21 protein-coding genes and 1 other annotated feature are annotated in these 23406 nt (G+C 27.4%); of the genes, 17 read left to right on the forward strand and 4 right to left on the reverse strand.

Going from position 1 to position 23406, the window contains the following annotated elements:
* Positions 1–20 precede the first annotated feature (20 nt).
* From CJ192_RS01440 to CJ192_RS01505, 14 genes are all read left to right on the forward strand, one after another.
* A complete protein-coding gene (locus CJ192_RS01440; RefSeq protein WP_102197491.1) occupies positions 21–1046 on the forward strand; it encodes a YeiH family protein in 1026 nt (341 codons plus the stop codon).
* A 134-nt stretch (positions 1047–1180) separates the two neighbouring features.
* Positions 1181–1930 (forward strand): ATP-binding cassette domain-containing protein, encoded by a 750-nt coding sequence (locus CJ192_RS01445; protein ID WP_102197492.1) that lies wholly within the window; start codon positions 1181–1183, stop codon positions 1928–1930.
* Complete coding sequence (locus CJ192_RS01450; RefSeq protein WP_102197493.1) at positions 1914–3425, forward strand: ABC transporter permease/substrate-binding protein; 1512 nt, start codon at positions 1914–1916, stop codon at positions 3423–3425. The genes CJ192_RS01445 and CJ192_RS01450 overlap by 17 nt, the downstream gene beginning before the upstream one ends.
* A gap of 17 nt (positions 3426–3442) precedes the next feature.
* Positions 3443–4210: an NERD domain-containing protein gene (locus tag CJ192_RS01455; protein ID WP_004816410.1), complete on the forward strand. Its 768-nt coding sequence runs from the start codon at positions 3443–3445 to the stop codon at positions 4208–4210.
* Between the two features lie 90 nt (positions 4211–4300).
* Entirely contained in the window at positions 4301–4726 is a 426-nt protein-coding gene (locus CJ192_RS01460) for a MarR family winged helix-turn-helix transcriptional regulator (protein WP_102197494.1), read from the forward strand.
* Positions 4727–4734: 8 nt separating this feature from the next.
* Positions 4735–5151 (forward strand): hypothetical protein, encoded by a 417-nt coding sequence (locus tag CJ192_RS01465; RefSeq protein ID WP_102197495.1) that lies wholly within the window; start codon positions 4735–4737, stop codon positions 5149–5151.
* Positions 5152–5153: 2 nt separating this feature from the next.
* Entirely contained in the window at positions 5154–5837 is a 684-nt protein-coding gene (locus CJ192_RS01470; protein WP_102197496.1) for a hypothetical protein, read from the forward strand.
* A 160-nt stretch (positions 5838–5997) separates the two neighbouring features.
* Positions 5998–7092 carry a glycerol dehydrogenase gene (locus tag CJ192_RS01475; protein WP_102197497.1) on the forward strand — a complete coding sequence of 365 codons (1095 nt, stop codon included), beginning with the start codon at positions 5998–6000 and terminating at the stop codon, positions 7090–7092.
* Between the two features lie 137 nt (positions 7093–7229).
* On the forward strand, positions 7230–7706 hold the full coding sequence (locus tag CJ192_RS01480) for a hotdog family protein (protein ID WP_102197498.1): 477 nt from the start codon (positions 7230–7232) through the stop codon (positions 7704–7706).
* A 154-nt stretch (positions 7707–7860) separates the two neighbouring features.
* Complete coding sequence (locus CJ192_RS01485) at positions 7861–9174, forward strand: MATE family efflux transporter (RefSeq protein ID WP_102197499.1); 1314 nt, start codon at positions 7861–7863, stop codon at positions 9172–9174.
* Positions 9175–9273: 99 nt separating this feature from the next.
* Positions 9274–9969: an ABC transporter ATP-binding protein gene (locus CJ192_RS01490; protein WP_102197500.1), complete on the forward strand. Its 696-nt coding sequence runs from the start codon at positions 9274–9276 to the stop codon at positions 9967–9969.
* Positions 9969–12209: an FtsX-like permease family protein gene (locus tag CJ192_RS01495; protein WP_102197501.1), complete on the forward strand. Its 2241-nt coding sequence runs from the start codon at positions 9969–9971 to the stop codon at positions 12207–12209. Before CJ192_RS01490 ends, CJ192_RS01495 begins: the two co-directional genes overlap by 1 nt.
* A gap of 220 nt (positions 12210–12429) precedes the next feature.
* Positions 12430–13980: a Na+/H+ antiporter NhaC gene (gene nhaC / locus CJ192_RS01500; protein WP_102197502.1), complete on the forward strand. Its 1551-nt coding sequence runs from the start codon at positions 12430–12432 to the stop codon at positions 13978–13980.
* Between the two features lie 157 nt (positions 13981–14137).
* Positions 14138–14449, forward strand: coding sequence for a hypothetical protein (locus CJ192_RS01505; protein ID WP_004813950.1), 312 nt, complete (start codon positions 14138–14140; stop codon positions 14447–14449).
* Between the two features lie 62 nt (positions 14450–14511).
* On the opposite strand, the gene CJ192_RS01510 is transcribed toward CJ192_RS01505, so the two are convergent.
* From CJ192_RS01510 to CJ192_RS01520, 3 genes are all read right to left on the reverse strand, one after another.
* Complete coding sequence (locus tag CJ192_RS01510) at positions 14512–15699, reverse strand: dicarboxylate/amino acid:cation symporter (protein ID WP_004816439.1); 1188 nt, start codon at positions 15697–15699, stop codon at positions 14512–14514.
* Positions 15700–15791: 92 nt separating this feature from the next.
* Positions 15792–17552 carry an ABC transporter ATP-binding protein gene (locus tag CJ192_RS01515; RefSeq protein ID WP_102197503.1) on the reverse strand — a complete coding sequence of 587 codons (1761 nt, stop codon included), beginning with the start codon at positions 17550–17552 and terminating at the stop codon, positions 15792–15794.
* Entirely contained in the window at positions 17549–19291 is a 1743-nt protein-coding gene (locus tag CJ192_RS01520) for an ATP-binding cassette domain-containing protein (RefSeq protein WP_180960876.1), read from the reverse strand. Before CJ192_RS01520 ends, CJ192_RS01515 begins: the two co-directional genes overlap by 4 nt.
* On the opposite strand from CJ192_RS01520, the gene CJ192_RS09255 reads away from it, so the two are divergent.
* Positions 19224–19436 (forward strand): hypothetical protein, encoded by a 213-nt coding sequence (locus tag CJ192_RS09255; protein WP_180960881.1) that lies wholly within the window; start codon positions 19224–19226, stop codon positions 19434–19436. The genes CJ192_RS01520 and CJ192_RS09255 overlap by 68 nt on opposite strands.
* Before the next feature lie 35 nt (positions 19437–19471).
* On the opposite strand, the gene CJ192_RS01525 is transcribed toward CJ192_RS09255, so the two are convergent.
* Positions 19472–21019, reverse strand: coding sequence for an NAD(P)/FAD-dependent oxidoreductase (locus CJ192_RS01525; RefSeq protein WP_102197505.1), 1548 nt, complete (start codon positions 21017–21019; stop codon positions 19472–19474).
* Between the two features lie 82 nt (positions 21020–21101).
* Here CJ192_RS01525 and CJ192_RS01530 point away from each other — a divergent pair, with 82 nt between their 5' ends.
* Positions 21102–21563 carry a GNAT family N-acetyltransferase gene (locus CJ192_RS01530; protein WP_102197506.1) on the forward strand — a complete coding sequence of 154 codons (462 nt, stop codon included), beginning with the start codon at positions 21102–21104 and terminating at the stop codon, positions 21561–21563.
* Positions 21564–21666: 103 nt separating this feature from the next.
* Positions 21667–21896: a binding site (T-box leader), on the forward strand.
* 64 nt (positions 21897–21960) lie between these two features.
* Positions 21961–23304, forward strand: a complete 1344-nt coding sequence (brnQ, locus tag CJ192_RS01535) for a branched-chain amino acid transport system II carrier protein (protein ID WP_102197507.1) — start codon at positions 21961–21963, stop codon at positions 23302–23304.
* The last annotated feature ends 102 nt before the right edge of the window (positions 23305–23406 follow it).

Consider the following 23406-nt stretch of genomic DNA (forward strand, 5'->3'; position numbering starts at 1 on the left):
AATTTTTTATAGGAGGAAATATGAATAAAAAAACAAGTGCAATTATTGTATGTGTTCTTATAGGAATAGTTGCAACTTTTTTAGCTGGATTACAAAATTTTGTTGGAGGACCTATGATAGGTCTTTTAATTGGCATGGTTATTGTAAATCTTATGCCTAAAATAGATTCTGAATTTAAAGATGGAACAAGTTTTGTTGGTAAGAAATTTTTAAATTTCGGTATTATTTTGGCAGGAGGTACATTAGATTTTGCCCAAGTATTAGGATTTGGAGCAAAGGCTATGCCACTAATTTTGACAAACTTATGTCTTGCTTTTCTTGTTGCAAATTTTGTTGGTAAAAAATTTGAATTATCAAGAAATACAAAAATTTTGGTTGGATCTGGTACTACAATTTGTGGAGGAACAGCAATCGCTACTCTTTCAGGAATTTTAAAGGCAAAAGAAGAAGAGATTGCCTATGCAATGACAGCTATTTTCTTATTTGATGTTATAGCTGCCCTATCTTACCCTTACCTTGCAGGAGCAATTGGTCTTTCACAAAATCAATTTGCATTTTTGGCAGGAACTGCAATCAATGATACTTCATCAGTAGCGGCAGCTGAATCAACTTACAATGCCTTAAATGGAGTAAATTTAAATAACGCTATAACAGTAAAACTTGCTCGTACAACTGTACTTATACCACTAGCTTTGGTAATTACAGCCCTACAAGTTAGAGAATCTTCACATAATTCAGAAAATATGTCTATAGGAGAAAGTTTTAAAAGATCTTTCCCACTTTTTATTGTAGGATTTTTACTTATGGCTCTTTTAAATACAATGGGAGTATTTGAAATTTTACCAGATAAGGGTGCAATTTTTGGACCAGCTTACAAGTTTTTTGTAACAGTTGCCTTGGCAGGTGTAGGATTTAAAATTAAATTTAAAGATTTATTTACTAAAGGACTAAAACCGATTATCACAGGTGGTTTAACCTGGTTAGTTGTGGCTACTTCTTCAATGATTTTCATTCATGTATTTGAAGGATTTATAAATAGTCTATAGATTAGAAAACAGCTTAGAGATATCTAGGCTGTTTTTTTAATTGAAACTTTATTTATAATAAGCTTCTTATGGGTATAAATTAATTATAATAAATTATATATTTTATAAAAATTAATAAAAAGAAAGGTGATAAATTGATAAAATATGAAAATGTATCTATGTCTTATACAGGAAATGTTAAGGTATTAGATAATTTAAATTTTGAAATAAAAGAAGGAGAATTTTTTGTAATCGTTGGTCCCAGTGGCAGTGGGAAAACAACTACTTTAAAACTGATAAATAGGTTAATAGAACAAAATGAGGGGGATATATATTTTAATGAAAAAAAATTAAAGGATTATCCTTTAAGAGATTTAAGGCTTGATATGGGATATGTTCTCCAACAAATTGCCCTTTTTCCTAATATGACAGTTGGAGAAAATATTTCTCTTATTCCAGAGATGAAAAAGATGGATAAGAAGAAAATAAAAGAAACTGTAGATAGGCTTTTGAAAAGTGTAGATTTAGACCCAAAAGATTACAAAAATAGACTTCCAGAAGATCTATCTGGTGGTGAAAAACAAAGAATAGGAATTTTGAGGGCAATTGCTGCAAGTCCAAAAGTATTATTAATGGATGAGCCTTTTTCTGCCCTAGATCCAATCAGCAAAACCAGTCTTCAAGATTTGATTAAAAAAATCCATGATGATTTTAAAATTACAACAGTTTTTGTAACTCACGATATGGATGAGGCCCTAAAACTTGCTGATAGGATTTGTGTAATGAAGGATGGAAAGGTTATTCAAATTGCAAGTCCAACAGAAATAATTAATAATCCAGAAAATAATTTTGTTAGTGAATTTTTTGATAATGAAAAAAGGATAAATGATGAACAATTTAGTTAATACCTTTATAGAAAGAAAATCAGACTGGCTTGAGGCCTTATTTGAACATTTACAAATTTCTATGATTTCCCTAATAATATCTATTTTAATTGCAGTACCTCTAGCTATTTTTTTATCTCATAGAAAAAAATTGAATGAGTGGGTTTTACAAATTACAGGAGTTTTTCAAACAATACCTTCCTTGGCCCTACTAGGTCTTTTTATTCCCTTTATGGGAATTGGAAAAGTTCCTGCAATTACAGCCCTTGTAATCTATGCACTTTTCCCAATATATCAAGCGACAATTACAGGGTTTTCTGAAATTGACCCTTCACTTGAAGAGGCAGCAACAGCCTTTGGTATGACAAGATGGGAAAAGTTAAAAAAATATAAGTTAAGTTTGGCCATGCCAATAATTATGTCAGGAATTAGAACGTCTGCCATAATGATAATTGGTACAGCTACTCTTGCTGCCCTTGTAGGAGCAGGAGGATTAGGTTCTTTTATACTTTTAGGAATTGATAGAAATGATTCGGCCTTAATTTTAATAGGAGCTATTTCTTCAGCCTTACTTGCAATTTTATTTGGATATTTAATTAAATCATTAGTAAATAAAAAGCCAATAAATATTTTGATGTCCTTAATTGTTACTATAATTATTACGATAATGAGCTTGTTTTCCTTTGGTAAAAAAGATAATAAGCTCACAATTGCAGGAAAATTAGGAGCTGAACCAGAAATTTTAATTAACATGTATAAAGAATTAATTGAAGAAAATTCTGATATTAAGGTAGAAGTTAAGGCAAATTTTGGAAAAACTAGCTTTTTGTATGAGGCTTTGAAAAATGGAAGTATAGATATGTATCCAGAATTTACTGGTACAATCACTAATTCTTTATTAAAGGAAGATGTGGGTAAAATATCTAACAATCCTGAAAAAGTTTATAAAAAAGCGAGAGATATGATATATGACCAAGATAAATTAGTATATTTAAAGCCTAGCAAATTTCAAAACACTTATGCCTTAGCTATAAAGGAAGATTATGCAAAAGAAAACAATATAGAAAAAATTTCTGATTTAAAAAAGGTAGAAAATAATGTTATTGCTGGCTTTACTTTAGAATTCAATGACAGAGAAGATGGAAATAAGGGCTTAAAATCCTTGTATGGTTTAAATTTTGATGTAAAAACAATGGAGCCTGCCCTAAGATATACAGCAATTTCTAATGGATCAATTAATTTAACAGACGTATATTCAACCGACAGTCAAATTATCACTAACAAATTAAGGGTATTAGAAGATGACAAAAATTTATTCCCACCTTATCAAGCGGCTCCTCTTTTAAGAGAAGAAACAATAAAAAATCACCCAGAATTGAAGGAAATTTTGGAAAAACTTTCTGGAAAAATCACTTCAGAGGAGATGACAAAGATGAACTACCTTGTAGATGTTGAGGGAAAGTCAGCAAAAGATGTGGCAAGAGAATATTTAAAGGATAAGAATTTAATAAAGTAATATTTTAGGAGAAATTTATGGAACTTAATATTTCACTTGGATTTTTTATTTTTTCAGTCTTACTTGTTACGGTTTTTAAGTCGAAATTTAAAGGCGATATAGGGGAGTTGGCCCTTGCCTTAAATGTTAAAGATCTTGATAAAAATAAATACAGAAAAATACATGACATAAAATTAAAAAATACATCTAATCATACAAAAACTAGCCAAATTGATCATTTGATTATTTCAACTTATGGAATTTTTTGTATAGAGACAAAGGGATACAAGGGAAAAATATATGGTAAAGAATTTTCCAAGGATTGGGTACAATATTTATCAAATCAGAAAAATTATTTTATGAATCCAGTTTTACAAAATTATGGTCATATAAAGGCTGTTGAAAATATTTTAAAAAATTCTTATCCAAATATGAAGTATTTCTCAATAATAGCCTTTTCAGCAGAGGCAAATCTAGATTCAATTGAAGTGAAAAAAGCAAAAATCTGTAAAATTTCAAAAGTGAGTGATTTAATAAAAGACTTATCCAAAGATGAAATTCTAAAAAAAGAAGACTTGGATAAGATTGAAATCTTAATAAAAGAAAATAAGTCATACCAATCAGATTTTTATCACACTAGGGATATAAAAAAGCTAAAAAAAGAAAATAAAGAAAAAATAGAAAAGAATATATGTCCAAGATGTGGAGGAAAATTAGTTGAGAAAGAAGGGAAATATGGAAAATTTATAGCTTGTTCCAATTTTCCTAAATGTAGGTTTGTTTATAATAAAAATAAGAAAAAATAATTTGAGCGAAAGAATTTCTTTCGCTTTTTTAATTGACAAAAATTTATATGAAAGTATTATAGTTCTAAATAGAACTATAAGGAGGATTATATGCATTTTTGGGATCAGCATAAAAATATTACAAATTATTATGAAAAATTAACGAGTTCAATTTGCCAACAATATAAACTAACCCAATTGGAATATGATATTTTAATGTTTTTATATAATAATCCAAAATATAATACAGCAAGCGATATAGTAAGAATTAGAAAATCTACCAAATCACATGTTTCTACATCATTAAAAAATTTGGAAAATAAAAAATTGATTATAAAAAAACAAAACAAAGAAAACAGAAAATATTATGAAATTTTTCTTTTGGACTCGGCAAATATAATAATTAAAAATGGCAAAAAAATACAAGAGCAATTTATAGAAGACTTGTTTGAAGGGATAAGTGGAGAAGATATGGTGATTTTTAAAAAAGTTTTTGATAAGATTTGCAAAAATGCAGATTTTCATTTAAAAAGCTAGGAGATTCTATGTATAAGGTTAAAAGCAAAAGCTTACTAATTATTGCAGGTCTTGTTTGGTTAATAGCAGGATTTAATGTTGCAAGACTCGGGCTAATTTCATTTTTTAGAATTGATAAAAAATTTAATTTATATATTTTTTCCCTTATTATATTTATTTTATTTGGATTTATGTTTTATAATATGACTAAAAAACATACAAAGAGGATATTGGCTTATAAGGGAAGAATATATTTTTGGAAATTTTTTGATAAAAAATCTTATTTAATAATGGTCTTTATGATGGGAGGAGGCATAGGACTTAGGTCAATGAAAATTTTGCCAGATTATTTCATTGGATTTTTCTATACAGGACTTGGCTTTGCCTTGGCACTCGCAGGACTTATTTTTATAAAAAATTATTTTTCAATAATAAAGGAGAGATAAAAATGGAAGAAAAAAAATATAAAATGAAAATTTTTGATATTTTTGAAGTAATTGTCGATATAGGATACTTAATTTTTGACCTAATTGGAGGGATTTTATTTTTTATATTTTCAAAGGGTGAAAAATTATTTATCCTATATGGGATTTTAACTCTTATCTTATGTTTTGGGGATGCCTTTCACCTTATTCCAAGGGTAAAAAAATCCTTATTTGGCATAGATGAAAAAACTAAAAAACAAATGGGCTTTGGTCTCCAAGTTTCATCTATCACAATGACAATATTTTATATCTTGCTCTTGTATATCTGGAAAGAAACATTTAAAAATTTAAAAGCTCCAACCATAATAGAAATTTTAATTTGGCTTAGCGCACTTATTAGGATATTTATTTGTTTATTACCCCAAAATAATTGGACCAGTGGAAATGAAAATAAGACTCTTTCTATAATTAGAAACTCAGTATTTTTAATTTGTGGACTTGTTATAATAATCCTCTATACTATATCTGGAAATATATATGGTTTGAGGATGTACAGGATGGTTTGGGCAATTATTATTTCATTTGCTTGTTATTTACCAGTAACCTTATTTAGTAAAAAATATCCCAAAATTGGTATGCTAATGATACCAAAAACTTGCTCTTATATATGGATAATCGTAATGGGCCTTCAAATATTATTTTATTAAAATTTATTGGAAAATTTTATAATTAAAATGATTTCATATTTTCAAATCATGGTATATTTTTATCAAGAATCTTTTTAGAATATAATTTACTTGTTAAAAAATATACATAAGTATATAATATAAGTGTAAAGGGAAATAAAAAATTTAAAAGGAGAAATTTATGAAATTATTAAGAGCTATGCGCGAACCACTAAAGTATGTACAAGGTAAGGATGCTTTGTTAAAATTCCACGAAGAAATGGAATATATGGGAAAAAGATGGTTATTTATTTGTTCTAATAGTGGGTATAAATCTTGTCATGAAAAAATAGAAAAATCTTTCAAAGGATTAGATGACTTTAGACGCTATGAAATTTTTGGTGGAATTTCTAGTAAGGGCGAGATTGAAAAAATGAAAAAAATCGTCGAAGATGACAAGATTGATACAGTTGTTGCAGTTGGTGGTGGATCTGCTGTTGATACTGCAAAAGCTACAGCTTATTATGCAAAAAAACATATAGTAATAGTTCCAACAGTAGTTGCTACAGATGCTCCTTGTACTGGACTTTCTGTAATCTATAATGATGATGGATCTTTTGATTCTTATTTATTTTATCCTACAAATCCTGATGCAGTTTTGGTTGATAGTCAAGTTATAGCAAACGCCCCAGTTAAATTTTTAATTGCAGGAATGGGTGATGCTTTGGGAACTTATTTTGAAGGAAGAGCATCTATAAGAACGGAATCACCAAGTTTGGAAGGAACAGGAATTACAAGAACAGGCCTTGCAATTGCAAAATTATGTTACGAAACTTTAAGAGCATATGGTTCTCAAGCTATAAAAGCATGTGAAAATAATGTTGTAACACCAGCTTTGGATGCAATTATTGAAGCAAACACTTATATGTCTGGAGTAGGGGCTGATAATGTAAACTGTGCAGCTGCCCATTCATTTTACAATGGTTTAACATCATTAGGTGGACACGAAGCATATCATGGTTCATGTGTTGCTTTTGGTACTTTGGTTCAATTAGTTTTGGAAGGGGTTCCAAAAGAAGAATTTGAAGATGTACAAGGATTTTGCTTAGAAGTTGGACTTCCTGTAACTTTAGAAGAACTTGGAGTTAGCACTGATGAAGAAATTAAAACTATAGCAAAAAATGCTTGTGTTGAAGGAGAAACAATTCATAATCTTGCAGGAGATGTGACTCCTGATGAATTATATGCAGCAATAATTGCAACGGATGCTATGGGAAAAGCAGTTTTAGGAAAATAATTTTTAAAAAAAGTTTTGGTATATTTAATATCAAAACTTTTTTTATCTTAAAATATTTAATTTTTTTATAAGCAATAATTAAGCTATCATAAGTGGGTATAAAATTAATAGTTTAAATTAATATATAGGAGAAATATATGAAAGAAAATATTTGTATTCAAGATACCTACGGAGAAAGATTTCAACATTGTTGGGGTTGTGGCCCCAAAAATGAAATGGGACTTCATTTAAAATCATATCCAAGTGAAGATGAGAAAAGTGTAATCGCAAAAATTATTCCAGACAAAATGTATACAGGAGGAGTCCCTCAAAATTTATTTGGGGGAATGATTGCAATGATTTTTGATTGTCATGGAACAGCTTCTGCAGCTTATTTTTCTCACAAAAATAAAGGCTTGTACCTTGATGAAAATACGGTAATAGAGAGATTTATTACAGCAAGACTTGAGATTGATTTTAAAAAACCAACTCCAATGAATGAAGAAATTATAGTATCATCAAAATTAATTGAACTTGGTGAGAGAAAAGCAATAATTGAAATGCAAATGTTAGCAAGGGGAGAAATTCGAGCTAAGGCAAAAATGATTGCTGTTAAAGTAAAAGATAATATGTAAATTTATTGTTATTAAATAAAAAAATAACAAATATTAAGAAATTTTTTTTAAAAACTAAAGATTAAAATTGTGGTATAATTTTACCATGGTTTGAAACGCACCCATTCACAAAGGCTATTTGTGGTGGGTGTTTTATTTTTAGATTGGAGATATTATGGATGAAAAAAATCTTTTTAAAGATTTTAGTAAATATGTATTTTTGAATATTTTTGGACAAATAGCTTTTTCTTGTTATACACTTATGGATACATATTTTGTATCTGTTAAACTTGGAGCAGATGGACTTGCTGCCTTAAATATTGCTTTTCCCATTTTTTGTTTATTAAATGGACTAGGTTTAATGTATGGAATAGGCGGGGGAATAAAATACGCAATTTGTAAAAGCAGAAATTCTGAAAAAAGAGCAAATAGAATATTCACATCTGCTTTGTTATTAGCATTAGTTACAGGAATAATATTTTTTATAATTGGTCTTTCATTTTCAGAGAAATTAGTTATATTTTTGGGAGCTGATAATAATATTTTTGATATAACTAATACTTATCTTAAAGTAATGCTATTATTTGCGCCGGCTTTTTTATTAAATAATATTATGCAGGCATTCGTGAGAAATGATAAAAATCCAAGACTTTCTATGATAGCCATGATAAGTGGAAGTATTTCAAATGTAATATTAGATTATATTTTTATTTTTCCCCTTGATATGGGAATATTTGGAGCTATATTTGCAACTGGTCTTGCACCTATTATAAGTATGCTTATTATTATGCCGTATATTTTGAAAAGAAAAAATGGATTTCATTTTATAAAAATGAAAGTAGATGTAGAAAGTATTCTTGAAATTATATCAAAAGGATTTACGGCTTTTATAACAGAAGCAACATCTGGGATTGTTATGTTTGTCTTCAATCTTTTAATTTTAGGAATTTCAGGGAATTTGGGACTTGCAGCTTTTGGGATAATTTCTGTTATTTCACTCGTTGTAATTGCAATTTATACAGGCTTATCTCAAGGTATTCAACCAATAATCAGTCATTATTATGGAAAAAATGATAAAGAGAAAGTCGAAAAAATTTTTAAATATGGCTTGTTAACACAAATGTTTATATCCTTAATAATTTATATAACAATTTATTTTGGACGAGATTTATTTGCATCATTTTATAACGAAGAAGGAAATATAATTCTACAAAGATATGCTAGTGAAGGCTTGGTATTATATTTTTTAGCATGTCCTTTCATAGGAATAAATATTGTGACATCAACATTTTTTGCATCAACAGAAAAGGTAAAACTTTCTCAGATAATTTCCCTATCGAGAGGGGCAATAGTCCTAGTACCTGTTGCGATTTTAATGGCCAAAAGTTTCAAATTAAATGGTGTTTGGCTATCATATCCTATTTCAGAAATTCTTGTAAGCTTAATTAGCTTATTTTTAATATGGAAAAATTTGATAAAGAACAAATAAAATTTTAAAAAAATTTTTAAAATATATAAAAATCTATTTAAGTTTAAAATTCATAGTGATATAATTATGATATAGATAACTATTATCAAGGGGTAAGCTATGATTTATATTGAAAATTTAAAAAAATCTTATGGTGTTGGTAAAGAAAAAATAAACGCTCTAAATGGTATTGATTTAAAGCTAGAAAGTGGAAAAATATTGTGTTTGCTTGGACCATCTGGTTCAGGAAAATCTACACTATTAAATATTTTAGGTGGTATTGAAACAATTGATCAAGGACTTGTTAAGGTTTTTGAAAATGACTTAAATAAGATGAATAAAAAAGATTTGGAAAAGTATAGAAGAAAAAATTTAGGATTTGTTTTCCAATTTTATAATCTTATAAGTGACTTAAATGTAAAAGAGAATATTGAAGTTGGGGCTTATTTATCTGATAATCCTATTGATATAGATGAATTAATCAAAAATTTATCTCTTGAAGATCAAATATATAAATATCCAAATGAAATTTCTGGAGGCCAAGCACAAAGAACTTCTATAGCAAGAGCAATTATTAAAAGACCAAAACTTTTGATATGCGATGAGCCTACAGGAGCTTTAGACTATGAAAGTGCTAAGGATGTATTAATTTTAATTGAAAAGCTAAATAAAATTTATAATTCAACTGTAATTATAGCTACACACAATGTTCAGATTTCAAAAATGTGTGATTACATTATGAATATTCACAATGGTTTAGTTAGAAGTTTTGAAGAAAATAAGGAAAAAATTCCTGCAATGAGTGTGACTTGGTGATGAAAAATCCAATTAATAAGAGAATTTTTAGACAAGTTAGATTTTATCCATTTAGATTTTTTCCCATTTTTATACTAATATCCCTAGTAGTTACTTTTGCGGCTTCATTTTATACTGCTCAAGATTCTGTAAAATTTGTATACTATAAAGAATTAAAAAATGGAAGGGTAGAAGATGGTCAATTTACTGCTATTAATAAATTAGATAAGAATACAGTGGATAAGATCAAAAAAGACCATATAAAAGTATATGAAAATTTTTCTATAGAATTAAATGAAAGTAAGGATAAGAAACTAAGAGGATTCATTAATAGAAATAAAATTAATATAGGTCAACTACACCAAGGCAGATTTCCAAAGGATAAAAATGAAATTGCCTTGTCAAATAATTATGCTAAAATAAATAATAAAAAATTGAATGATAAAATAAAATTAGAAGGGAAAACTTTCAAAATAGTTGGGCTTGTTTCCCTTCCAGATTATTCATCACTCCTAAGAAATAGACAAGATTTAGTTATGGATACTGGATATTTTGGTGTATGTATTTTTAATAAAGAAGGTTTTGATAGTTTTAGTGAAAAAACAAAAAAATATACTTATGCATATCATAATTTAGATAAAATTAATAAGAAAGATCAAAGAGATAAAATTAGAAAAATAGTTAATAAAATTAATAAAAACAATTTTGTTATTGATTATGTTATTAGAGCAGATAATCACAACATTTCCTATGTCATGGATGATATGGACGGGGATGTACCAACTATGACAAGCTTTATGATTATTTTATTTATTGCCCTTGCCTTTGCAAGTGCTGTAGAAATGAAAAGCTTGATTGAAAAAGAGGCCTCACTAATTGGTACACTACTTTCCTTGGGATATAAGAAAATAGAAGTTTTTACAAATTATATGGCTATGCCTTTATTTATTACTGTAACTGGAGCTTTAGTGGGAAATTTATTGTCATATTTATTTGTTTATAAAAAATATGTAAACTTATATTACAATTCATTTGATTTAGCAAAATTTGAACTAAAACTAAGTCCAAGATCCTTTATTATTACAAGCCTTATACCAATACTAATCTATATATTAGTAAATTCGATTATAATTTCTAAAAGTTTGAATTATAAGCCTTTAGATTTTCTAAGGAAAAATCTAAAAAAAGAAAAGAAAAAAAATAAATTTAAACTAGAAAGATTTGATTTTATTAATAAATTTAGGATCAGGGTTTTATCAGCCAATAAACTTAATTTGATTGCCTTATTTTTCGGGATGTTCTTAGCAAATTTACTATTAGTAATTAGTTTATCAATAAGACCTGTTTTTACAAAATATACAGAGAACATGAAAGAATCAATGAAATATGATTACACATATTTTGTTAAGGGAGAAGATAAAAATATTAAAGAAGAGAAGGCAAGTATAATAGAAGCTGAATTAGTAGAACTAAATGACAAAAAAATCCAAATCTATGGTATTGATAATACATCAAAATATAAAATAAATTCTTACGATACTTTAAAAGAAAATGAGGCAATAGTTTCACAGGGCTTTATTGATAAATATGGCTTAAAAAAGGGAGATGAATTTAAAATAAGAGAACCATATAAAAATAAGGAAAAAAGTTTAAAAATTAAAGATGTAGATAAATCAATAAATGTTTTTAAAGTTTTTATGAAAAGAAAATCTTTAAATAAAGTAATTGGCATGGATAATGAATTTTTTAATACTTATATGGCAGATAAAAAATTAAAAATATCAAAAGATATAGAAATAAGTAAAATTGATAAAAAAGAAATTACAAAGTTTACCGAACATTTTTTGAATAATTTTGGTGTGTTTTTTGATACTATGATTGTTATAGGAATATTTTTCTTTTTTATAATTACGGTACTTATTTCTAATGTTATAATAGAAAAGTCGAGAACAAATATTTCCTACATTAAAATATTTGGGTTCAAAAATAAAGAAATAACAAATATATATATAGACCCAATCTTTATTTTTGTAATAATTTTTCAAGTATTAATGATTCCACTAATAAATAAAATAGTACAATTTTTTATGTTCGTATCTATGTCAAAATTAGATGCCTATATTAAAGCACAAATACCTTTAAAAATTTATATCGTCGTGATAATAATTAGCATATTGTTATTTATTTTAGTTCAATTTATTCAAAAAATAAAACTTTCAAAAATTAATATGGTAGAGGAATTAAAAGTTATTAATGGATAAGGTCTATATTATTTGAAAAAAATTTTAGATAAGATTTAAAATCAGAAAAATCACCTGGATTTAATATTCAGAGTGATTTTTTTAAATCTATACTTTAATAAGATAATAAAATAAATTAATTGAGATTAAAATTGACAAAAGTTTTCGAATATTGTAGAATAGATTCATGATAAAAATTAACATATAATTTTAATTAGATAATTTAAAAAAGGAGACAATTATGGAAAAGAAAAAGTCGATTAGGTTACCTTCTTTTTTTGAAGCAATTTTACCAATTATAACAATGGTTTTATTAATGGTATACGTTTTTGTTTTTGCAAAAAAAGAAGTAGATGGAAAACTTGAAGCTGTTTATGATGGGGCACACATGCCACTTATTTGTGGAATTGTAGTAGCTTGTATTGTTGGAATTATTTGTGGTCATTCTTTTAAAGACATGCTTTCAGGAATGATTGCTAGGATTAATACAACCTTAGATGCTATTTTAATTTTACTTACTGTTGGTTTGTTGATTTCATCATTTATGATGAGTGGAACAATTCCTGCTTTAATTTATTATGGATTGGAATTATTAAATCCAAAGTTATTTTTGCCTATTGGCTGTATTATTACTGCTCTTGTAGGTATGGCTTGTGGTTCTTCTTGGACAGCAACAGCTACAATTGGTATAGCCTTTATGACAATTGGACAAGGGCTTGGAATAAATCCGGCAATAACTGCAGGAATGGTAATTTCAGGAGCCTACATAGGTGATAAATTTTCTCCCTTATCAGATACAACAAATCTTGCAGCTGGAGTTTCAAAAACTGGATTATTTGATCACGTAACAGCTATGATTTCTACAACTGGACCTGTATTTATAATTTCATTGATTTTATACACAATTTTGGGACTTAGAGCGAATGTTGTAAATTATGACCCTACAATTGCTGAGGGAATAAAAACTTCGCTTGAAAATAATTTTAACTTAAACCCTTTAGTTTTACTTCCAATACTTATTATTGTTTTAGTTTGCGTTTTAAGAATTGAAGGTCTTGCCGGTGTTATGATTTCTGTTGTTGTTGGAATTATTTTTTCACAAATTTTTCAAGAGACTAAGTCTCTTGCTGAAATTTTTGAAGTTTTACACTATGGTCCTGAAATTGAAACAGGAAATGCCTTTGTAGATGCAGCCCTTGCAAAAGGGGGGATGAATAATCAAATGTGGACTGTAAATTTAATTTTACTTGCAGTATCATTTGGTGGTGCTTTGGAAAAATCTGGAGTTGTTGAAAAATTATTCGCTCACTTAAAAGAAAAAATAAATTCAGTAGGTGGACTAGTTCTAACAACTATGGCTACATCAATTTTCTGTGATGCTACAATGTGTGATCAATTTTTAGGAATTGGAGTTCCAGCTCCTTTATATGAAGATAAATATGATGAGATGGGTCTTTCAAGAAATTTCCTATCAAGAACCTTAGAAGATGCAGGAACTTTATGGGCAGTAATGTTTCCATGGACAGCCTGTGGAGCTTATCAAATGAAAACTTTAGGAGTAAATCCACTCTATTATTTCCCATTTGCATTTGTAAACTTATTAAGCCCTATTTATGCTCTATTAACAGCGTATTTAAAAAGAAATATATTTTGGGCAGATGGATCTTACACAAATATTTTTGGAAAAACAAAAATGAAAAAGAAAGCACATGCTCCAAAAGAAGTAGAAGAGTATGCAAATGCTCAACTATATAAATTAAGAAAAGAAGGAAAAGTTCCAAATATTTCATAAATTGAAAAATCAAAATCTATTTTTTAGGTTTTGATTTTTATTTTTTAATAATATATTAATATTATTTTTTTAGGGTATATTTATAAGGAAGTACTTACGGTATAGTTTAAATGAAAATATTTTATATAAATTATCCTAAAATATTTTGGAGGTTAAGATGGATTTAAAAGATTTTACAAATAAAGAACAAAGCCAAATAAAAGAGGGCCTTTCTACAGCTGAGATTAGCGACAAGGAAGCAGGGGATAAAATACTTGCTCTTGTTCCAGAAGAATGGATCAAAAAAATTCCATTTTTTGTAAGAAAACACTCTACTACAAAAACAATTGAAAAAATAGCAAATGAATATCCGGATCTTTATCAAATAGCAAAAAAACCCGGAGATTTACCAGAAAAAGAAGAAAAAGAGCTTAAGAAAATAATTACAGATATTTTTGAAGAAAAGATGAAAAAACATAATATTAAATAAGAAAAAGCAAACAAAGAGTAATTTTTACTTTATGTTTGCTTTTTCTTATGTTTTATTTAGTATTAATTTTTAATATTTTTATTTTTTGGAACCCTATCAAAAATTCCTGTTACCATTAAGGCAATAGCTCCATCACCTGTTACGTTACAAGCTGTTCCAAATGAATCTTGAAGGGCGAAGATTGATAACATTAGGGCTGTTCCTGTATCGTTAAAGCCTAGAACTGAAATTATTAATCCTAAACTTGCAACAACAGTTCCTCCAGGAACTCCTGGTGCTGCAATTGCAAAAATTCCAAGTAAAGCAATAAAGACAATCATATTTAATGTTGTTGGCAATTTTCCTGTTAAAATTTGAGAAACTGTCATTACAAAAAATACTTCTGTCAAAACTGATCCACAAAGATGGGTGTTTGAGCAAAGTGGAATTACAAAATCTCTAATTTTTGGATCTAAAGTTTTTGATTTTCCAGCACATTTAAGTGCAACTGAAAGGGTTGCTGCTGATGACATTGTTCCCAAAGCTGTAAGATAAGCTGGTAAATAATGTCCAAAAACTTCTTTTGGATTTGTTTTTGAAAAAATTCCACCCAAGGTGTACAAGAGTGTCATCCAAATAAAGTGTCCTACAATAACAATTAAAATAATTTTTAAAAATACTGGTAATTCTTGTAAAACTACTCCTTCATAAGCTAAGACTGCAAAAGTTGAAGCTATATAAAAAGGTAGCATATTAATCACAACAACATCTACTATTTTTAAAACTATATTATTAAGTTCCAATAATAAATTTTCCCATGTTTTAGATTTTGTAAGAATTACAGCAATCCCAAAAATAATTGATGTTACAAGGGCAGTCATAACTGGCATTATTGGATCAATTGTTAATTTAAAAATTGATTCTGGAATTTCCTTAGCTCCTGCAACGTTTGATGCTATATTTAAGTGAGGAATAATGGCCTTTCCTGCTAAAAAAGAAAATGCACCTGCACCTACTGATGAAATATAGCAAATTAAAAGTGTTACCGTTAAGATTTTTCCTGCATTTTCCTTAAGTGATACAATTGCAGGAGTTACAAAACCAAGAATAATTAAAGGAACAATATAACCAATCAAATCACCAAGAATGGTTTTTATAGAACTGACCACCAAAATTGCTGGCTCATTTGCGAAATTTCCAATTATAATTCCAGCAATTATTCCCATCACTAGCTTAAAAACTAATGAATTGAAAAAGCTTTTCTTTTTCATTTTTTATACCTCTTTCATTCATTTTAATAATATTCTACATTAAATTAACAAAATTACAATACTATAATAATCTTTCATTGTAATAAATTATATTAATCATAAAGTTTTGCTTGGCTTATATACATCTTTTTATAAAGTCCACCCTCTTTCATGAGCTCTTCGTGATTTCCATTTTCTGTAATTTTTTTATTATCACAAACAATAATCCTATCAGCGTATTTTGTAGAAGAGAGTCTGTGAGAAATAAAAAGTGAAGTTTGTCCTTTTGAAATATCTAGCATTTTTTCAAAAATTTCTTCTTCGCTTCTAGGATCAAGAGCACTTGTTGGCTCATCCATTATAAAAAATTTCCCTTCATGGACCATTGATCTTGATAGGGCAAGTTTTTGTCCAATTCCACCAGAAGGTTCGACAGAATTTTTTGAAAAAAGGAAAGTTAAGAATGTATCTTCTTTATTTACTAGCTTGTCAATCCAAGATTTCAAATTTAAAAGATAAAAAGATTCATCCATTTTTTCTCTTTGATAATTTGTAATCTCACCCAACAAATTTGCTGAAATATTTTCAGAAATTCTAAAAGGAAATAATCTAAAATCTTGAAAAGTTGGGGATAGAATTTTGTAATATGTTTTTGTATCAATATCATTTATATTAATCCCATTCAAATAAATATTTCCTTTTGTGGGTTTATAAAATTTGCACAAAAGTTTTACAATTGTAGATTTTCCAGCACCATTTTTCCCCACAAGAGCTACGGTTTCTCCATTTTTAATTTCAAAAGAGCAATTTTCTAAAATATTTTCATTTGATTTTGGATATTTAAAGCTAACATTATCAAATTTAATAGTGATGTTTTCTGTGTTTATTTTTTTGATTTTTCCCTCATCAAAATTTTCTTCTTTTTGATTTAAAAAATCAAATAAGCTTTGAAGCTGAGCATTAAAGGCAATTACTTGGGCATAATTTTTTTGTATTTCCTTGCTTGCATTTATTAAACTTATTAATGAGTTAAAATATAAAGTAAAATCAGCAAGGCTTATGGCTTTTTCTATAAGCTTTACTACAAGAAAAAACAAAGATCCAAGTATAGAAAAATTAGAAAATACATTCATAAGACCAACATAAATTCCGTTTTTTGTATAATATGCGCTGGAATTTTTGACCAATTTTTGGTGAAAAATTTCAGATTTTTTTAAAATAAAATCTTCTCCATTATAAATTTTTATATCTTTAAAATATCTATGGTCTTGAGAAAAGTTTACAAAAAATCTATATGCTCTTAGATCAGGTATATCATTTTTTTGATAATCTAATTCATTTTTCTTAATTAGCTCTACAATTTTTTTATTTAAAAGTATTAAAATAAGTACCACAAGTACAACAAAAACCGATAAGTTCATAAGAACTATTAAAGAAAAAATACCTGTAATTGTAGAGTTTATTGTTATTGCAAATAAATCATATATTTTAAAAATTTCGAAAATAGCATAATGAGCTTTTTCCATTTCATCTTGAACTGTTTTACTATCCGATTTTTCTACTGGAAGCTTAATAGCCTTTTCACTTAATTTAAAAGTATAGACATCGAAAAAAGATTCAAAAGATTCTGTGAGCAAATTTGCATTTAACCTATTAACTAATCCCCTAATCAAATCAAAAATTAAAACTAAAAAAGCGATTATAAAAATTATTTTTAATCTTTTTTGTCCATATATTTCATCAATTATTAATTTTGGTGCAATAATGGAAAATATAGGAAGTATTCCCATAATAAGGGAAAATATTACAAATTTATTAATGAAATTTTTGTGTATTTCATTTATTTTTTTTAATAATTTAAAAATATTTTTCATACTTTCTCCTTATAATTTTTTGCTTGAAGATTGTACAAATCTTTGTAATCAGAATCATTTTTCATAAGTTCTTCATGACTTCCTGTAGATTTTATTTTCCCATCTTTTAGATAGACTATCCTGTTGCAAAATTTTGTTGATGCAAGACGATGAGATATAAAAATTGAAGATTTGTTCTTGGTTAAATCATTATACAAGGTATATAATTCTCTTTCTGCAAGAGCGTCAAGTTGGGCAGTTGGTTCGTCTAAAATTAAAAGTTTTGAAGAATTTTTTTCAATACTTCGTGCCAAATATAATTTTTGCTTTTGCCCACCAGAAAGATCAACTCCATCATCATCTAAAATTCTAAGCAAAGTTTGATTATCTTTTTTGTCATAAGATTCTATAATTTTATTCAAATGAGTAAGCTCATAAGTTTTTTCTAGATTTCTATTAGAATCATTTAATAAAATATTTTCTTTAATAGAAAATGGAAGAATTTGAGAATCTTGGAAGACAGCTGAAACCAAGCTGTTATAATCATAATCTAGTTTTTTGAAATTTTCACCATTAATAAAAATTTCCCCTTCATAAGACTTATAGAAACCTGCAAGAATAAGAGCGAGAGTAGATTTTCCAGCCCCATTTTCTCCTACTAAGGCTATTGATTCATTATTGTTTATGGTTAGATTTATATTTTTTAGGACATATTTATCAGAGTTTGGATATTTAAATGATAAATTTACTAAATCGATTTTTAAATTTTTTGGTAAATCTTTATTTTCAAAAGATTTTTGATAAGGATTTATAATTTTAAAAAACGGTTTAAATCTTGTAAGATTATCAAAAAAATCATTAAAAATCCACATAAACAAATTATTAAAATTTACAAAGGCTAAAATTGCTGTAAAATAAACATAAAAATCGCCAATGTCAAGCTTTTCACTCATCAAATTTGTAATAAGCCAATACATAATAAGAGCATCTCTAATAAAATTTATAAGTCTTACAAGGCTATAAATTTTAAATGTTTTTTTATCTGTTCTAACTAGGTATGCTATCCTATCTTGGTTGGTCTTTTTGTAAAAACTTTTAAAGAGATTTATAAAATCAAAAATAAGTATATCTTGTTTTGATAAGGGAGACCTTAACTCATTGTTTAATTTTGTAAATTTATTGTAGTTTTCGTTTTGGTCATTCCAAAATTTAGAAAATTCTCTAGGAATTTTATTTGCAATATAAGTTGAAATTATTGTCAAAGTAATTATCAAAGATAAAATTATTCCACCAATTTTTAAAAAAATCCACAAAAATCCTGCGATAGAAGTTAGGGATGCTAAAAATTCCGGCAAAGTCATCATTACAGCACCTGCTCCTAAAAATGGACTGTCGACAGCCTTATTTGCACTATTTATTTTTTCGGATTCAGATTTTTTCGTTTTTTCTTCATAGGGAAGGTAGAGGGCGTATTTTGTTACCATATTCATATATTTATATCTAATATTATTCATTTTCATACGGTAATTACCCATGATAAAAGATTCAAAAAAACTTATAATCGTTGATAGGACTAATAATAAAATGAAAAAGCCTAACATAAAATCAAGTCCATTTTGATAATTTTTCAATATGTAGGCAGGCGAAATAATCCATATAAATGGTTTTAAGCCTATAAATATGGAGTAAAGTATGATTAATAAATACATGCTTGGCTCATACTTAGCCATTGATCTAAAAATATATTTTAATTCTTTCATAAAAAGCCTAAACGGCATCCTCCTTGTTGTAGTAAGTCAAGGAGCTTTTCCTCACTTACAAGTTACAAATTTCCTCTTTATTCTTAATATTATTGTTCATTTTTCTTCTCCTTTCTTTAAAGCTAATTTAATATTAGCAATTTAATTCAATGAAGTCAAAAAAAGATGGTAAGAACCATCTTAATTTTCTAATATTTCAATAGCACATTTTAAACCATCAAGAGCTGATGATATTATCCCGCCAGCGTATCCTGCACCTTCACCAATCGGTCTTAAATTTTTAAATTTTAATGTAGAATAATTTTTATTTCTTTCAATTCTAATTGGGCAAGAAGTCCTTGTTTCAACTCCGGTTAAAATTGCATCATCATCAGAAAAAGCCTTAATTTTTTTTGAAAAATCAACTAGGGCAAGTTTTATAGCTTCGTTGATTTTTTCTGGATAAATCTCATTTAAATCAGCAAACTTATATCCAGGTTTGTAAGTTGGTTTAATTTCTCCCAAATCTTTTGAAACAAGTCCATTAATATAATCTCCAACTTTTTGAACAGGAGCTATAAAATCACCTCCACCAAGTTTATAGGCTTTTTCTTCAATTTCTCTTTGAAATTTTATACCAGCAAGATTATCATGACCCAAAATTTCTGGTCCAATAGCACAAACAATTGCAGAATTCGAATTATAATTTCCTCTATCATGATAACTCATACCATTTACACAAAGCCTATTTTCTTCACTTGATGCAGGAACAACATAGCCTCCTGGACACATACAAAAAGTATAGACAGAAATATTTTTACTTCTATCAAAATACTTAAGGGCATAGGAAGCCTGTGGAAGTCTATCGTCATTTATTTTATATTGGCTAAAATTAATATCTTTTTGCAAGTGTTCAATCCTAAATCCGACTGCAAAGTTTTTTTGACTAATATCAACATATTTATCAAGCATTATAAAAGTATCACGAGAAGAATTTCCCAAGGCGAGTATATATTCATCTGCTTGGTATTCACTTTTATTTGTAATAAGAGATTTTATCTCTCCATTTTCAACATTTAGATCCGTAAAAATTTCATTAAAATGAAAAGATCCGCCCATTTCAATAATTTTTTTTCTAATATTTATTATAACTTTTCTTAAAAGATCTGTTCCAACATGTGGCATTTGGGTGTATAAAATATCTTCTGGAGCACCATTTTCAACCAAAATTCTAAAAACTTCCCTAGATCTTTTATCCTTTGACCTTGAAGTAAGTTTACCATCAGAAAAAGTTCCAGCTCCTCCTTCACCAAATTGAATATTAGATTCTGGATTTAATTTTAAATTTTTAATAAAATTGTCTATAGTTTTTACCCTATCTTCAATTTTTTCTCCTCTTTCAATAAGAGTAACTTTAACACCATTTTTACAAAGTGCATAGGCACAAAAAAGCCCAGCTGGTCCAGAACCTACAATTACAGCAGAATTTATTTTATTTTTATTCGATAAATCTAAATCTTCTTCAACAAATTCACCAATATCATTTTTTAATTTTTTTATAGTTTTTTTATCAATATCGCAGTCGACCAAAACTTGGTAAACATAAAATATACCACGTCTTGCATCAATTGATTTTTTATAAATTTTAAAAGTATCAATTTTTCTTTTTATTTTTTCTTCAATAGCTTTTTTTAAATTTTCATAATTATCCAATTCATATGGAATTTTAATATTTCTAACTATATACATAAAACATCCTTTCTTACTAATTTTAACAGATTTTTTATATTAAATAAATTTAAAATATTATATAATAAATAAGGGAGAAATTATGAAAGTAGAGTTAGTTGAAAATAAATTAGAAAAAGAAAGTATCTCGTCTTACATATTAAATGATTTAAAACCATGGTTTGAAGATGAGGCTGCCGTAAAAAATTATGTAGAAAAATCTAAAGATTATATTTTTTTCAAAGCAAGTAAAAATGGTAAAAATATTGCATTTATTGTATATAAAAAAACATCAGACTATACTATTGAAATATTTGTAATGGGTGTTTTGAAAAATTATCATAGAAAAAATATAGGAAGAAATTTATTTGTAAAATCTATTGAAATTTTAAAAAATTATGAATATGAATTTGTTCAAGTAAAAACTTTAAAAGAAGGAATAGATGATGGTTATGATAAAACAAATAAATTTTATCAAGCTTTGGGATTTAGAAAATTTGAAGTAATTGATGAGATTTGGTCGAAAGATAATCCTTGCCAAATTTATGTGAAAAGTATTGTTTGACAAGGCAATTAAACAATTTTTATTTAAAAAAATGATAATTTATAAAAAAATATTTGACAATATTAAAAACAGGTCTTATAATAATCATAACAATAATTTATTTATAAAAATTACGAAAAAAAGAGTAGGCTTGTGGAAAAGCACAGAGAGTTGGAGTTTGGTGAGATCCATCCTTTGAAATAAGTTCGAAAATCATTTTTCTTTTGCATGTCTGAATTAAAGTAAGATATGTCGCCATGGTTGGCGTTATCAAAACCCGGCATTGTTTGATGCTTGAAGTGCTTATTTTTTATATAAGAATAAAGGTGGTAACGCGGAATTTTCGTCCTTTGTCTAATTTTTAGACAAGGGACTTTTTTAATGAATAAATATTGTAATAAATTTTTTGGAGGATAGAATGAAAAAATTATCAAGAAGTCAATTTTTACAAGTTAGTGTAATGCTATTCGGTTTGTTTTTTGGAGCTGGAAACTTAATTTTCCCTCCACTTTTAGGTAACCAAGCAGGAACTTTTACATTTATTTCTTTATTAGCATTTTGCGTTACTGCTGTTTTGTTTCCAGTTATGGGAGCTATAGTTGTAGGAAAAACTGAAGGTTTGACTAATCTTTCAAATAGGGTTTCTCCTTTATTTTCTGTAGTATTTACAACAGCAATATATTTATCAATAGGACCAGGACTTGGTATACCAAGAGCAGGATCTGTTCCTTTTGAAATGGCAATAGCTCCTTATGTACCAGAAGGTTTTAATATGAATCTAGCAAGATTTTTATATACCTTAGTATTTTTTAGCTTAGCATTGGTTATTTGTTTAAAACCTAATAAACTAGTTAAAAGAGTTGGAAAATATTTAACTCCTGCTCTTTTACTTATGATAGTGTTCATGTTTTTAAGAGTAATGACAATGAATAAAAACATAGCAGCTCCTGTAGGAGAATATAATAATTCTCCTGTAGTTAAGGGATTTTTAGAAGGTTATAACACAATGGATGCTGTAGCAGCATTAAATTTTGGTTTTGTAATAGCACAAGCAATAAAAAGATTTGGAATAAAAGATAAAAATGAAGTTACTAATTATACAATAAAGGCAGGATTTGTTGCAGGAGCAGTTTTATTTTTAGTTTATGCTATGCTTGCAAGTGTTGGAATGATAGGATCATCAAAACTTGCTGGTGCTGAAAATGGGGCAGTAATATTAACATACGCTGTAAAAAGTGTATTTGGAAATTTTGGAATAGTTTTACTTGCAGCAATATTTACCCTTGCTTGTCTTACAACCTGTGTTGGACTTATAACAAGTGGTGGAGAATATTTTGAAAGCTTATTTAATCACAAATTATCTTATAGAAAATGGGTTTTAGTTTGGACTTTATTCTCATTTTTAATGGCAAACTTTGGACTTAATAGATTGTTAGAATTTTCAGTGCCATTACTAACAGTTATATATCCAGTAGCCTTAGTTTTAATAGTGATGGGTATAAGCCATGATTTTGTAAATTATTCAAAAGAATCTTATATGTTTGCTGCCGTTGTTTCTGTATTTCTTCCTTTAGTAGAAGTATTAAATAAATCTTTTGGAATAAGTTTAGGATTTCTTACAAGATTGGTTGAATCTCTACCTTTATATAAAGAAGGATTATCATGGTTACTACCAACATTTTTTGTTTTAGTAATAGTAACAGCAGTATTCAAATTATTAGGTACATTTAAAGAAAGAGAAAAAGTTCAAGAAAGATATTAATATTTTTAAAAATAATCGAGGAAAACTCGATTATTTTTTTGTGTAAATACTAAAGAAAATTTACTAAAAAAAATATTTATGATATAATTTTACTAAATTATC

It is taken from the genome of Anaerococcus hydrogenalis, assembly GCF_002871895.1.
Taxonomy (GTDB): domain Bacteria; phylum Bacillota; class Clostridia; order Tissierellales; family Peptoniphilaceae; genus Anaerococcus; species Anaerococcus hydrogenalis.